The sequence below is a fragment of the Stenotrophomonas sp. 2201_Sma genome, from assembly GCF_056486685.1.
This window is the reverse complement of sequence record NZ_CM151329.1, coordinates 2483394-2498594: the sequence shown is the minus strand read 5'-3', so window position 1 is coordinate 2498594 and position 15201 is coordinate 2483394. Positions and strand designations below refer to the sequence as shown.

The following is a 15201-nucleotide window of genomic DNA, read 5'->3' as shown; positions in this document are numbered from 1 at the left end:
CGACGATGGCGCTGTTCGACTACCAGGCCGCCAACGCGCAGGGACGCATCGAAAAGGGCCAGCTGGATGCCGACAGCCCGCGTGGCGCGCGCCAGCTGCTGCGCGGGCGTGGGCTGACGCCCGTGCAGGTCAGCCCCGCGCGCGGCGCAGGCGGGGGCTGGGGAACACGCCGGCTTTCAGCGAGCGAACTGGCCTGGGCCACCCGCCAGCTCGCCAGCCTGCTCGCCGCCAGTCTGCCGCTGGAGGGCGCATTGAGTGCCGTCATCGAGCAGGCAGAGCGACCGCATGTGGCCCAGGCGCTGACCTCGGTGCGCGCCGATGTGCGTGCGGGTCAGCGCTTGACCGTGGCCCTGGCGGCCCGGCCGCGCGACTTCCCGCCGATCTATCGTGCCCTGGTCGGCGCCGGCGAGGACTCGGGCGACCTGGCGCGGGTGATGGAACGCCTGGCCGATTACATCGAGGAGCGCAATGCGCTGCAGGCCAAGGTGCTCACGGCGTTCATCTATCCAGCGGCGATCAGTCTGGTATCGGTGGCGATCGTGATCTTCCTGCTCAGCTATGTGGTGCCGCAGGTGGTGACAGCGTTCGTGCAGGCACGGCAGACACTGCCGATGCTGACCCAGGTGATGTTGGCCGCCAGCGCGTTCGTGCGCAGCTGGGGTGCATGGACAGCGCTGGGCATCGGCCTGCTGGTTGCGGCATGGCGGCTGGCGTTGCGCCGCACCGATCTGCGCCTGCGCTGGGATGCGATGCTGCTGCGCGTACCGGTGATGGGGCGCTTCGTGCTTGGCGTGAACAGTGCGCGCTTCGCCTCGACGCTGGCCATCCTGCTCGATGCCGGCGTGCCATTGCTGCGCGCGCTGGAGGCAGCGCGGCAGACACTGGGAAACACGCTGCTGGTGCGCTGCGCCGAGGATGTTGCCGCGCGCGTGCGTGAGGGCGCGGCACTGGGCGCTGCGTTGAAAGTGCAGAAGGTCTATCCGCCGATCCTGGTGCATCTGGTCACCAGTGGTGAAAAGACCGGCACACTTGCGCCCCTGCTGGATCGCGCCGCGCAGACCCTCTCGCGCGAGATCGAGCGGCGCGCGATGGCACTGACCGCACTGCTCGAGCCGACCATGATCCTGGTGATGGGCGGGGTGGTGCTGACCATCGTGCTGGCGGTGCTGATGCCGATCATGGAAATGAACCAGCTAGTGCAGTGACGGGCGTGCGGCGCACAGGCCACGCTTCTCCACACAATCCTCCATACCTTTTTTCGATCTTCCACAGGTTTCTTAAGCGGCCTGTCATCGGCACGGACGAGCATGAGCCTGTCGTCGCGGAGCGGGCTGGGAGGCCCTCAGCGACAGCAGGCGTGTAGTGACCGTTCCTCCCTTGGCGTTTCCCTTCGCAGCAAACCCTTCAGGAGAAGATCATGTACAAGTACAAGACTCTGGCCGCGCTGGTTGCCACCGCGCTGCTCGCCACTGCCGGCGCCGCGTCGGCGCAGACCGTTACCGGCGGTGGTGCATCGCTGCCGGCCGACCTCTACAAGGGCCAGGCTGACAGCATCCTGCCGGCCAACTTCAGCTACGCCGTGACCGGTTCGGGCACCGGCAAGAAGGCGTTCCTGGAGAACAATTCGGCGCTGTTCTCGACCACCGGCACCGTGCATTTCGCTGGCAGCGACTCGGTGCTGAGCGCGACCGAACTGAGCACCTACACCACCAACTACAACCAGTCGACCAATGCCAACCGCTACGGCGCCCTGATCCAGGTGCCGTCGGTGGCCACCTCGGTGACCATCCCGTTCAACAAGCCGGGTTCGGCCGTCAACCTGAGCGTGGCGCAGATCTGCGGCGTGTTCTCCGGCGCGATCAGCGACTGGTCGACCATCGACGCCAACCGCAGCGGTCCGATCCGTGTGGTCTACCGCACCGAAAGCAGCGGCACCAGCGAAATGTTCACCCGCTTCCTGGCTGCCGCCTGCGCCGCTGAGCCGGCTGCGACCTCGAACCTGGTCGGTGGCACGTTCGCCGTGAAGTCGACCTTCGCCGACCTGTACAAGCGCGATGCCAACAACAACCTGCCGGCGTTCCTGGTCGCCGCGCCGGCCACGGGTGGCACCTCGCTGTACAACGCTGTCTATGCGGCGGATGGCCGCATCGGCTACGTCGGCCCGGACGTGATCCCGAGCCTGACCGATGCGACCAAGGTTGCCAAGGTCAAGGGCTTCTCGCCGGACCAGGTGAGCGTGCAGGCCACCCTGGATACCGTCGCTCCGCCGACCGGCACCGCTGCCGAGAACCCCGCCAACTGGGTGCCGGTGTTCGGCAACCCCTCGGCCGGCTATCCGATCGCCGGCTACACCAACCTGGTGATCGGCCAGTGCTACAAGGATTCGGCGGTTGCCACCAGCCTGCGCGGCTTCCTGGCCCGTCACTATCCGGCGACCTACCCGGCGGCCTACGAGGCGTCGATCACCGGCCATGGATTCATCCCGCTGACCAAGGCCTGGCGCGATGCGATCCGCAACCGCTTCGTGCTGGCCAGCAGCGCAGCCGGCCTGAACAATCCCAGCACCTGCGCGGGCATCGGCCGTCCGCTGTAATCCGCAGCACCGCGTGGACCCTGTTTGACCCGGCGCCGGCCCCTGTGGCCGGCGTCGCCTTTTCCGCCGTGCGGCGTGCAACGCCATCGCCCGCTGCACGCTGTCGGCTTCATGTCACGCGAACCGTCTATCAGTGGCAGGGCATGCGTTGCGCGTGTCTGCGATCACCGCCGCCAGTGCGGTCCACCAGGTTGATGAGGTTACGATGTCGCACCCGCTCCCGTCCGCTGTTCATCAGGCCGCGCCGATGCGCCGCAATCATCCGATGGCGTGGGCCATCGCGGTCGCACTGGGAAGCGTGGTCGCCCCGGCCAGCCAGGCCCAGCAGGCGTTCAGCCCGGCATGGTTTGCCGAACGCGGCGCAGCGCAGGGCGCGGCCACCCAGAGCGGGCGCATGCCCAACGGCGTGCCCATCCAGTTCCAGTTGCCGGCCCAGCAGCAGGATGCCGCGCGGCAGAAGCTGCAGCAGTCGATCGACAATCTCGGCACTGCCGCACAGGCCATCGCCCTGCAGCAGCGCCTGCAGGATCAGGCGCGGCAATCGCGGCGGGAGGCCGGGTTCATCGTTGCCGACGGACTGGGCAGGGACGGGTTGAAGGTCGATGAGAATCCGTTGACCCGGGGCTGGATCAACGCCCGCGAGGCAATCCAGTCGCAGGGCAGCGACGGACGCGTCCAGGTCAGCATCGAGCAGACCGCGGACAAGGCGATCCTGAACTGGGAGAGCTTCAATGTCGGTCAAAACACCCACCTGAACTTCGTGCAGAACCCGGACTGGGCCGTGCTCAACCGGGTGAACGATCCGAATGCGCGGCCCAGCCAGATTCTCGGCCAGCTCACCGCGGGCGGCACCGTGTTCGTGGCCAACCGCAACGGCGTGGTGTTCGGCAACAACAGCCAGGTCAACGTCCGCAACCTGGTCGCGGCGGCGGCGCGCATCAGCGACGGCCAGTTCCGCGACACCGGGTTGTACAGCGCGGATACGAATACGGCCGCCCTCAGCGATGCCGCTGGCAAGGTGATGGTGGAGCGGGGCGCACGTATCGCGACCCACGAGCCGACCAGCGCCACGCGTGGCGGCGGTTACGTGCTGCTGGCGGGACACAGCGTGGAGAACGCCGGCCAGATCGAGGCACGAAAGGGCCAGGTGCAGCTGGCGGCCGGCGACAGTTTCGTGATCCGGCGCGGCGTCGGCACCGCAGCCAATACCAGCTCGACCACGCGTGGCAATGAAATCGCGCCGCGCTTCATCGCTGACAGTACCGCGGGCAGCGTGCGCAATACCGGCCTGCTGCGTGCCCGCGAGGGTGACGTGACCCTGGCCGGACGCAACGTCGAGCAGGCCGGCGTTGCCGTGGCCAGCACGACGCTCGCACAGCGCGGCACCGTGCATCTTCTGACCTCGGCCAGTGATACCGGCAGCACCGTCACGCTCGCCGATGGATCGACCACGGCGGTGCTGATCGAGGACGATGGCAAGGCCACGGCACTGGACACCCAGCGCGACAGCCTCATCAGGGAATCGGCAGAGCAGGATGCGATCCGCGCGGGCGCGCGCTCGGCAACCTTCGACAATCTCTCCCAGCACAACGACCGACGCGACCAGTCGCGGGTGGAGATCGTGTCCGGTGGCACCATCCATTTCCGTCCGGACTCGCTCACGGTTGCCACGGGCGGCCAGGTCATCGCCGACGCGGCGGCCCGCAGCTACGTCGACGATGCAGCACGCGTGGACGTGTCGGGTGCCGTGGGCGTGCAGGTCTCGATGGAAAGCAACAATGTCCAGATCAAGGTGCAGGGCAACGAACTGCGCGATGCGCTGGACAACCGCGACAGCGGCAAGCTGACCAGCAGCGAGGTCTGGGTCGACCGCCGCAGGCTCATCCACGTGCCAGCCGGAACCGGGGGCTACGACGGTGAGCGCTGGTATGCCGCAGGCGGCCTGCTGGAAGTGGGCGGCTACCTCGACAACCAGGGGCATTCGATCGGCGAATGGGCCGCGCAGGGAGGCACCGTCCTGCTGGGTGGCCGTGAAGTGATCACGCATGGTGGGTCACGCATCAACCTTGCGGGTGGCAGCCTGGATGTGCAGAGCGGCGTGATCCGGCAGAGCTGGGTGCGCGGCGTGGATGGCCAGGTGTACCGCCTTGATGATGCACCGGCGGAGATGCTGTTCGACGGGGTGTACAACGGCCATGAGGTGAAACAGGAGCGCTGGGGCGTCACCGAGACGTTCCGCGATCCGGTCGTGTTCGCGGCGCAGCGTGTCGACAACGGGTATACGGTCGGCCGCGATGCAGGACGCCTGATCGTCTCCGCCCCGACGGCGGTGCTGGAGGGCCGTGTGGAGACCGCCACCTTCCAGGGCGCGCAGCAGAACCGCCGGCCTGATGCCGCACTGGACGGCTATGCACAGGCGCAGACGGCGGCAGCGCGCAATGCGCAGCTCTACCTCGGGCGTTATGACGGCCAGGGCCGCAGCGGCGTGTTCGGTTCGGACGTGCGCGTGGATGACAATGCGCCGAAGACGGCGGCGTGGTCACTGCTGGCACCGGTCGGGGAGGAGCGGCGCGACACGGTGTGGCTGGACATCGCAGAGTTGAGTGCCCAGCATTGGGGGCGGATCGATCTGGCGAGCGCCGATCGCATCAGCATCGACGGCCGTCTTCGGTTGCAGGCGGGCGGACAGCTGAACCTGACCGGCAGCGAGGTTGAACTGGCGGGCGACATCGGCGTTGCCGGTGGCCAGCTGTCGGCGGGCAACCTGCTGGAGGTGCAGGGCAGGCCGACGGCACTGCTGCACGATGGCCGCGCACGCACCGTTATTGCCGACGGTACCCACATCGATCTTGCCGGTGAATGGAGCAACGCAGCGTTGGGAGAGCCACTGGATGCGGGTGGTGCCTGGACGGATGGCGGCCGCTTGAGCCTGAGCAACAGCCATGACGTGAGGGTGGGCGCGGGGGCGACGGTCGACGTCGAGGCCGGCGCCGCGCTGGACCTGCGCGGCAAGGGTCGTGTCGGCAAAGGGGGCAGCATCAGTCTGCAGGCGAACAGCAGCACGGTGGCAACGGACGGCAGCGGCCGGGTGCAGCTGGGCGAGGGCAGCCGGTTCAGTGGCCGTGGCCAGGGCAGCGGCACGTTCTCGCTGGGCACCGGTGGCCGGGTGCGGGTGGGCGATGCGGATTCGGCCGATGCAGCCGCGCTGCAGATCGATGCCGGCCTGTTCGGCAGCGGCTTTGCCCAGTACGACATCAATGGCCATCAAGGGCTGGAGGTTGCCGATGGCACGCAGCTGGCAGCGCGCATGCCGGGCCTTCGGATCACCGCCGACGCGCGCGCCGCGACGGACCGGAAGGACGCACTGGAGCGCTGGCTGGCACCGCTCTACAGTGCCGATCCGCTGAGCGGGCTGGTCCGCCAGCGCAGCGGTGCCAGCGTGAGCCTGCGCTCGGATCGCAACAGCGTCGGCGGCGACCTGCGGGTGGGCAAGGCCGCGCTGATCGAGGTCGACCCGGGGCAGGCGATCTCCCTGCTCGGCGCCGGCAACATCGACGTGGAAGGTACGTTGCGTGCGCAGGGGGGACGCATCAGCATCGACGATGTGCGCCTGCCGACCACGCTGTATGCCGGGCAGCGGAGCGAACGGACCTGGCGGTTCGCCGACGGTGCGCTGCTGGATGCCAGCGCGGATGCGGTGTCACTGGCCGATGCCGGTGGCCGCCTGCAGGGACAGGTGCGGGCCGGCGGGCGCATCGAGATCGGCGGCGCGCTCGACTGGGAGAGCTCTGCGTCGGTGGACAACCGTCCGCCTGAAGCCTTCGTCGTGCTCGAGCGTGGCGCGCAGCTGCGGGCAGCGGGCGCCTCGGCGCCGCTGGATGTCGACGGGAAGGGGCGGACCCGGGTGGACAGCGATGGCGGGCAGATCGTGCTGCGTTCGGCCAACGCTCTGTACCTGGACGGCGCAATGGATGCCTCTGCCGGCGGCAGTAGCGCGCGTGGCGGCACCTTGGGCGTAGCCTTTGGTGGCAGCGTTCATGCGCGCGGTGCGAGCGAGGAGGTGCTGCGCGCGCGTGGCATCACGCTCAGCCAGCGCAGCCCGGTCGACGCGGTGCTGCCGGACCGGCTGGAGTACGGGCACGCGGCGCTGTCGGTGGAGCAGATCCAGGCCGGTGGCTTCGACACCCTGTCCGTGTTCGGTGACGTCCGCGCGGAGGGCGATGTCGACCTGCGCATGGGCCAGAGCCTGCGCATCTACGGACAGGGGCAGTCAAGCCTCGGCATGGCCGTGGCAGCACCGCAGTCCAGCGGCATTTCGCTGAGTGCTCCGCACCTGCTGCTGGCACAGTCGCACTGGCAGTCGCTGCCGGGTGAGAACCTGGTGGTCACCGATACCGTGGCGTCGGCTGCGGAAGGCGACCACGTGCTGTCGGCGAGGGCTGATCTGATCGACATCCGCGATGTCACCTGGCTGCCCGGCTTCAACCAGGTCGTGCTGGACAGCCGCAGCGACGTGCGGCTGCTCAACGCGGTGTCCAACGGCGGATCGATCAGTGCGTTGATGGCGAGCGGGTCGATGGATGTGAGTGCCGCCCGCCTGTACCCCACCTCCGGTGCGACGGGCTATCTGGTCGCGGGTGCGTCTGCGGCGACCGTGGCGACGCCCGGATACTGGTCGGATCCGGATGCGGTGCTGCGCATCCGGGGTACGGGTACGGCGGCGGCCACTCCGCCGGAGTCAGCGCTGGGCGCGTTGCAGCTGGTGGCAGCGACCGTGCAGCAGGGCGGAAACGTGCAGGCGCCGATGGGAGCGCTGCAACTGGGCGGCCTGATCCTGGGCGGCACACGTGCCAGCCGGGTGGAGCTGTTGCCGGGCAGCATCACCTCCACCAGTGGCGCAGGTCTGGCGCTGCCCTATGGCGGTACCGTGGACGGCGTGTCGTGGAGAAGGGGCAGCAGCAGCCTGGAATCACTGACGCCGGGTGGAGTTGCATCCAAAGGCGTGACCCTTACCGCCAACGATGTGGATGTGCATGCCGGTGCGCTGCTGGACGTGTCAGGTGGCGGCGAACTGACGGGCGCGGCGTTTGTCTCAGGCCGCGGTGGCTCCGTCGACGTGCTGCGCACCGCGCTGGCCGATGCCAACCCGCGCTATGCGTTCAGTGCGTCCGGCAACCCGGTGTACGCGATCATGCCGGGACGTGCCGGCAGCTTCGCACCCAGCAGTGATGATGGCTTCGCTGCGCCGGCGGTGGGCCAGCAGATCACCGTACCGGCCGGCGTTCCCGGCCTGCCTGCGGGGACCTACACATTGCTGCCGGCCAGCTTCGCGCTGCAGCCGGGTGCATTCCGCGTAGAGCTGGGCGCGACGGGGACCTCCGGCGTACCGCAGCCGATCCAGACCGGCACCGGGACGTGGCGCGTGTCCGGCCTGCAGGGATCGGCACTGGGTGGGGTGGCGTCGCCGCTGCTCACCGACATCCTGCTGACGCCGGCGGCGGTGGTGCGCCGGCATTCCGGCTACAACGAAACCAGCTACAACAGCTTCGTGCAGGCCACCGCCGACCGTCGTGGCGAGGCGCGCGGCTGGCAGACCATCGATGCGCTGGGGCTGACCCTGGCACTGGGTGAAGGCGCTGGTCGCGAGGGAACCGCGGCCATCGACTTCGCCGGCACGGCGCGCTTCTCCGCGGCCAATGAAAAGGGACGCGGCGGCACCCTGGTCGCCACGCTCGCCAGCCCGGCGGTGGGTTCGCTGGAGATCGCTGCTGCCGGCAGTCCGTCGCAGGCACACGATCGTGGCGCGACCTTCACCGACGACGCACTGAATGCGCTGCGGCCGGAACGCATGGTGATCGGCGGACAGTTCAATGAGACGGCTTCGCTGGTGGCGGTGTCCGGCGCGGTGCGCGATGTGGCGATCCGCTCCGGTGCGACCCTGCAGGCGCCGGAGATACTGGTGGCTGCGGCGTCCGGTGGCAGCGGCATCCTGGTCGAAGCCGGGGCGACACTCGATACCTTGTCTTTCGCACGCGACACCGCGTCCGCGCCGACCGTGCCCTATCAGGTCAATGGCGGCCTGCTGGCCGTCTCGAACCAGCGCCTGAACCTGATCACCGGTACGACCGGCGTGGCGGCAGGGCCGGTCGCGATCGACATCGGCGGCTGCCAGACGGACTGCGAAGGCGAGGCACGGCTGGTATCCGATGGCAGCATCGGGGTGGCCACCGATGGCGTGCTGCAGATGCGCGATTCCGCCCGTTATGGCACGCGCCAGCTGGGCGTGAGCATGGCGGCGCTCAACCTCGGCAGCGCCGAGGCGATCGCGCAGGCGGCGGCCGCAGGGGCGTTGCCAAATGGCATGACCATGAACCAGTCCGTGCTGCAGCAGCTGCTGCGCGGCAATGATGCCACCGGCGCACCGGCGCTGGATACGCTGACCCTGGTCGCACGCGATTCGGTCAACGTGTTCGGCAGCGTCGACCTGGATGCGCGCGACAGTGCCACCGGCCGCGGTGGCCTGCAGACGCTGGTACTGGGCGCGCAGGCCATCCATGGCTATGGTGCGGCGAGCGACCGTGCGCGCATCCTGGTGGACACACTGGTCTGGGACGGTTCGCTGGCGGCGACGCAGGCGGCGGGCAGCGATGCATCGGTGCCGCCGGCCGATCCCATGGTGGACCGGCTTGGCGCGGGGCAGCTGGACATCGTCACCCGCAACCTGCAGCTGGCGCGCGCCCCGTTCAGCCGTCCCACCTCCGAGGTGCCCGCGAACCGCCAGGTGCTCGGCTTCAGCGCGCTCAACCTCAGCGCGTCCGGGCAGCTGCTGTTTTCCGCGCAGGGTACGCTGGACGTGTATCAGCAGCGCGGCGACTATCTCGCGGACAAGGGCTGGCAGTACAGCGGTGGCAGTATCGGCATCGACACGCCGCTGCTGACGGCCGATCCGGGTGCGCAGCTGCAGGTACGGACCGGCGGCGACTTCCGCCTGCAGGGCGGCAGCGGCAGAGCCGGCGGCGACGCACTGGGCAGTGAACTGAGCATCGATGCGCAGCGGATCGCGCTGGACAGCACGATCGCACTGGCCTCCGGCCGCCTGTCAGCGAGCGCACGCGAAGGCATCGCGCTCGGCAGCCAGGCGGCGCTGGATCTGGCGGGACGCAGGGTTACGCTGTACGACGTGGACCGGTACAGCTGGGGCGGCGACGTGCTGCTGTCCAGCGATGCGGGTGACGTCAGCACTGACGCCGCCTCACGCATCGATCTCTCGGCGCGCAACAACCGCGGCGGACGGCTGACGGTGAACGCCCTGGCCGGGAGTGCCGATCTGGCCGGCGGCATCGAGGGGGCTGCCAGTGGCCGTTACGACGCAGGTGGCACCGTGGTGCCTTACGACGGCGCAGACCTCGTGGTTCGCGCCGGCACGTTGCAGGACTTCGCAGGCCTGAACCAGCGCTTGAACGCAGGCGGTGTCACCGGCGGGCGCACGTTCCGGATCGGTGAGGGTGATCTTCTGATCGGTGATGAGGTGAAGGCGCGCAGGGTCGACATCAGCCTCGACGCAGGCAGCCTGCGCGTGGCGGGGCGCATCGACGCCAGTGGCGAGCAGGTCGGCGCGATCCGCCTGTACGCACGTGACGGTCTGCAGGTGGAGGGAACGCTGGATACGCATGGCACCGGCCTGCGCGTGGACAGCCAGGGCAAGATCATCGACAGCCCGAACCGGGCCACGATCGAACTGGGCAGCGCCGCCGGCGGGATCGACATCGGCGCCGGCGCCCATCTCGACCTGCGCGCGGGCACGGCGGTGGCGGTGGGCGGCGGCCTCGGGCAGAACGACGGCGTGGCCCGCGGCACCCTGAAGATCGATGCGCCCCGCATCGGCGGCAACGATGCGGCGATAACGGTCGCCAACGGTCTGCGCGTCGAAGGTGCGGCCGATATCCAGGTCAATGCGGTGCGACGCTATGAGGACGCACCCTTGGCGGACACTGTCGACGTCAACGGCAACCGCGCGCAGCGCGTCACCCAGCAGTGGCTGGACCAGATCGTCGATCCGGACAACCGCGCGTGGATGGACGGCGCGCTGGCCAATGCGGACCTCCAACAACGCACGACTGCGCTGGGCACGCATCGCCTGCGCCCCGGCGTGCAGATCCTCGCCCGCCGCAGCGAGGCCAATCCCGGAGGTGACCTGACCGTATCCGGTGACATCGACCTGTCCGGCTACCGCTATGGGCCCGATGCCGATCGCAATGATCCGGCACGGCGCGGCTTCGGCGAGTCGGCGTCGCTGGTGCTGCGGGCCGAGGGCAACATCAACATCCACGGCAGCATCAACGATGGTTTCGCGCCGCCACCGGCCAATCCGGACGAGGCAGGATGGCAGTTGCATGAGAGCCGCAACGGCACCGCCGGTCACACGCCGTTCGGCGGCGACCTGGTGGTGCCGGTGGAGGGCGTGAAGCTGCAGCCCGGTACGGAGTTCCAGGCCGGTACCCGCCTGAACTATGACGTGCCGGTCGAATCGGTAACGCTTCCGGTCGGTACCGTGCTGCCCGCGCCGATGGTGATCTCGCAGAACCTGCGCCTGCCCGCGGGCACGGTGCTGGGTGCGGCGGTGACCACCGACTCCGGGCAGACGCTGGCGGCGGGCACCGTGCTGCAGGAGCCGCTGGTGCTGGCGGCCGGTGCGCGACTGGGGGCTGGCTTCCGCCTGCGCAGCGATGTGCAGATGGCCGCCCAGGACTGGCCGGCCGGCGCGATGCTGCCGGTGACCCTGCGCCTGGCACGGGAAGTCGAGCTCAAGGTAGGCGCGTACATTCCATCGCTGACCAAGGTGGAGCTGCCCGGCGACGCATCGGTGAACCTGCGTCCTGCCGACGCCAACGGCAACCAGGGACGCAACTGGGCGCTTGCCCCGATGCTGGCCGAAGGTACGACATCGTGGGACATGACACTGGTGGCGGGGGCTGACAGCGACGCCGCGGATCCGCGTTCGCGACGCTGGGGAAGCGACGGCAGCGTGGTGCTTGCCGATACCCATCAGGGCTCGGTCGGCACCGTGACGACCGAGATCATCTGGGTGGGCGACCGGGTCCTGACCGAACAGGCGTCACTGGACTGGATGGGCGACACCTCCTATGCCGGCCGTCCGATTTCCGAGCTGGCAGACATGTTCGGCTTCAGCGAGGATGAGTTCTGCGCGCTTTCCGATGGCTACTGCGGCCCCGCGCCGCGACAGGTCGCCGCGCAGGGTTCGCTGGATTTCTGGGGCGATGAATCCTACGTCGGCACGCCGGCAAAGGACTTCGCCGAGCTGTTGGGCATGACCGAGGACGAATTCTGCGGAATGGCACCGGGCTACTGTGCCGGCGGTGGCACCCAGACCGAGGTCACCACCTACGGCAAGCGCGCCGGTACACCGGCCTGGAGTGTCCTGCGCACCGGCAAGGGCGACCTGGAACTGCTCGCGGCGGGCGACGTTGCGATGAAGTCCGGGTTCGGCGTCTATACCGCCGGTACGCCCAGCTCACTCGGCGAGGGCCGTGACGCCGCGTTTGATTCACCGCGCGCGGCGGCGCCCTGGAACACCACGCTGCTGGGTGAGAACCTGGTGCCGGGCAGCTATGACGCCGCAATCGCGGGATACCAGGCCTGGTATCCCGATCATGGCGGCAACCTGCGCGTCGAGGCCGGACGCGATATCGTCGGTGATGTCTGGACCGCGCGCGCGGAGTCGGGCACCAGTGAGCGCGACTGGGCGCTGTACTCCAGTGCCGCGGTCGGCAATTGGCTGTGGCGGCAGGGAACCGGCAGCACCACCGGCGTGGAGCCGGTGCCGACCAGCTGGTGGGTGAACTTTGGCGCCTACACCAACGTGTCCGCTGCTGCTGGCGCCTCTCCGCGGATGGTCGGCTTCACCGGCTTCGGCACATTGGGCGGCGGCAACTTGACGCTGGAGGCCGGGCGTGACGCCGGCGTGCGCGATGCGATAGGTGACGCGCTGGATTCGACGATCGCACCGCGCTCGGGTGCGATCATCGCGGCGGTGGGATCGACCGGCCGGGTCAGCGATGGCCAGCTGCACCTGACCGGCGGCGGTGACCTGCAGCTGCGTATCGGTGGCGCACTGAATCCGAATCTGCGGGCGACGTTCTCCAGCCTCAATGCCTCCAGGGCGGGACAGAATCTCGACCTCAACGGTACCTTCAGCAATCTGCGTGGCAGCCTGCAGCTCGACGCGGGCCGCATCGGTGCAATGGGGGTCACCCTGGACAGCTACGGGACGCTGGGCCAGCTGCGTGCGGCCGATCTGTTCGCCGCCGACGCCGCCCGCCCGATGGGCGGGCCGGTGCTGGTGCTGGGCGATGCGGTCGCGCAGCTGCAGGCGCGGGGTGATGTGGTGCTCGGCGGCGTCGCCGATGCCGGCCGGGTTCCGCTGGCCAACTACAGCGCGGTGCTGAAGGACGATGGCGCGCCCGCTGCAGGCAGCACGTGGTTCTCCCTATGGACCGACGCGACCGCCGTGGACCTGTTCAGCGCCGGTGGCGACCTAGCGCCGGGCCTCGCCGGGCCGGAGAACGTGACCGGCAGCAATCTGTGGCCCGAGCAGGTTGCGCTGGCACCGGGCAGCCGGGAGGAGCTGCTGAACTACTGGCTCTATCCTTCGCGCTTCAGCGCCGTTGCCGCCCAGGGTGACATCAAGCTGGACCGGATCAGTGCCGTGACGGGGACGCAGGATGTGATCCTGCTGGCGCCCTCGGCCACCGGGCGGCTGGACGTCCTGGCCGGCGGCAGCATCTTCGCCCGCAGCGGCGCGACCCAGATCACGCGCTCGGGCGCGGATGCGCGCCTGCCGGGGCCGTTCGACCCCGCATTCGTTGCCGAGCAACGCGATGCCAGCGGTAATGTGACGCGCCCGCGGCACAACCTGTCGGTCGATGGCAACATCGCCTCGCCGGAGGCATCGCTACCGCTGTTCGCGTTCGGCCCGGGTACGCCGTTGTCCACGGTCTCCGCGGCACTGGCACCAAGCCGCTTCTACGCCGTGCAGGGCGACATCATCGGCCTGGCGACAGGCGCCCAACGCACGCTCGACGGCACCGCCTGGCAGCGCACGCAGCTGAACTGGTTCGAGGCAGCAGGCGCGGTGCAGCTGCGGGCAGGGCGGGACATCCTCGGCGCGTCGATGACCGCGTTGAACAGCGCGCCTACCGATATCACGGTGGCGGCGGCGGGCCGTGACATCGTGCATCTGGACGCGACGATCGCCGGCCCCGGCAACGTCGAGATCAGTGCCGGCCGCCAGCTGCGCCAGGAAGAGGCGGGCAGCATCGTCAGCCTCGGTGGCATCGTGCAGGGTGACACCCGTCCGGGTGCCAGCATCGCGCTGACGGCCGGCAACCAGCAGATCGATTTCGCCGCCCTGCGTGCCCGCTATCTGGATCCCGCAAACCTGGCCGATCCCGCGCAATCGCTTGCGTCGCAGCCGGGCAGGGCAGTCAAGGTCTACGACCAGGAACTGAAGCAGTGGCTGCAGCAACGCTTCGGCATGGCCGCCGATGGCGAGGCAGCGCTGGCAGCGTTCGATGCGTTGCCGCAGGAACAGCAGCGCATCTTCCTGCGGCAGATCTACTACGCCGAGCTGCGCGAAGGCGGACGCGAGTACACCGATGCGGAAGGGCCGCGCTTCGGCTCCTATCTGCGCGGGCGCGAGGCCATCGCCACGCTGATGCCGGACAGGAATGCGGCCGGTGCGACGATCGACCGTACCGGCGATATCGTGATGTACGGCGGCTCCGGTGTACGCACCGAGGCGGGCGGCAACATCGAACTGATGGCACCGGGAGGCCAGGTCGTGGTGGGCGTACAGGGGGTGGTGCCGCCTGCCAGTGCCGGCCTCGTCACCCAGGGGCAGGGCGATATCCGCCTGTTCAGCCAGGACAGCGTGCTGCTGGGCCTGTCGCGGGTGATGACCACGTTCGGTGGTGACATCCTGGCGTGGTCGGAACAGGGCGACATCAATGCGGGTCGCGGCTCGCGCACCACGCTGTTGTATACACCGCCACGGCGCGTCTATGACACCTGGGGCAATGTGATCCTGTCGCCGCAGGCGCCGGCCAGTGGTGCGGGCATTGCCACCCTCAATCCGATCGCGGAAGTCGCGCCGGGTGATGTGGATCTGATCGCGCCGCTGGGCACCATCGATGCGGGCGAGGCGGGCATCCGTGTGTCGGGCAACATCAATCTGGCCGCGCTGCAGGTACTCAACGCGGCCAACATCCAGGTGCAGGGAGACAGCAAGGGCCTGCCGGTGCTGGCGTCGGTGAACGTCAACGCGCTGGCTTCGGCCAGCGCCGCCGCCAGCAGTGCCAGCCAGGCGGCGCAGGATGTGATCCGCAAGAGCCAGGAGGATGCCCGGCGCAACCAGCCTTCGGTGATCAGCGTGCAGATCCTGGGCTTCGGCAACGCCAGCAGCAGCATCAACCCGCCGGCACGCGGCACGACCGCGGCCAGCGGCTACGACGTAGACAGTGCTTTCCAGTTCCCGCAGGCCCGCGAACCGCAGGCGCGTGGAGAGGGTGGCGCACAGCGTCGATAGTTGC

Annotated in this window: 3 protein-coding genes; all 3 read left to right on the top strand. The window is 69.1% G+C overall.

The features are described from left to right. The first annotated feature begins 5 nt into the window (after nt 1-5). The 3 genes from gspF to ACZLIF_RS11685 all read left to right on the top strand — a co-directional run bounded on the left by gspF (nt 6) and on the right by ACZLIF_RS11685 (nt 15197). Nucleotides 6-1205 carry a type II secretion system inner membrane protein GspF gene (gene gspF / locus ACZLIF_RS11695; RefSeq protein WP_128988248.1) on the top strand — a complete coding sequence of 400 codons (1200 nt, stop codon included), beginning with the start codon at nt 6-8 and terminating at the stop codon, nt 1203-1205. A gap of 212 nt (nt 1206-1417) precedes the next feature. After that, a complete protein-coding gene (locus tag ACZLIF_RS11690; RefSeq protein WP_053516316.1) occupies nt 1418-2593 on the top strand; it encodes a substrate-binding domain-containing protein in 1176 nt (391 codons plus the stop codon). 205 nt (nt 2594-2798) lie between these two features. Further along, nucleotides 2799-15197 carry a filamentous haemagglutinin family protein gene (locus tag ACZLIF_RS11685; protein WP_128988246.1) on the top strand — a complete coding sequence of 4133 codons (12399 nt, stop codon included), beginning with the start codon at nt 2799-2801 and terminating at the stop codon, nt 15195-15197. The last annotated feature ends 4 nt before the right edge of the window (nt 15198-15201 follow it).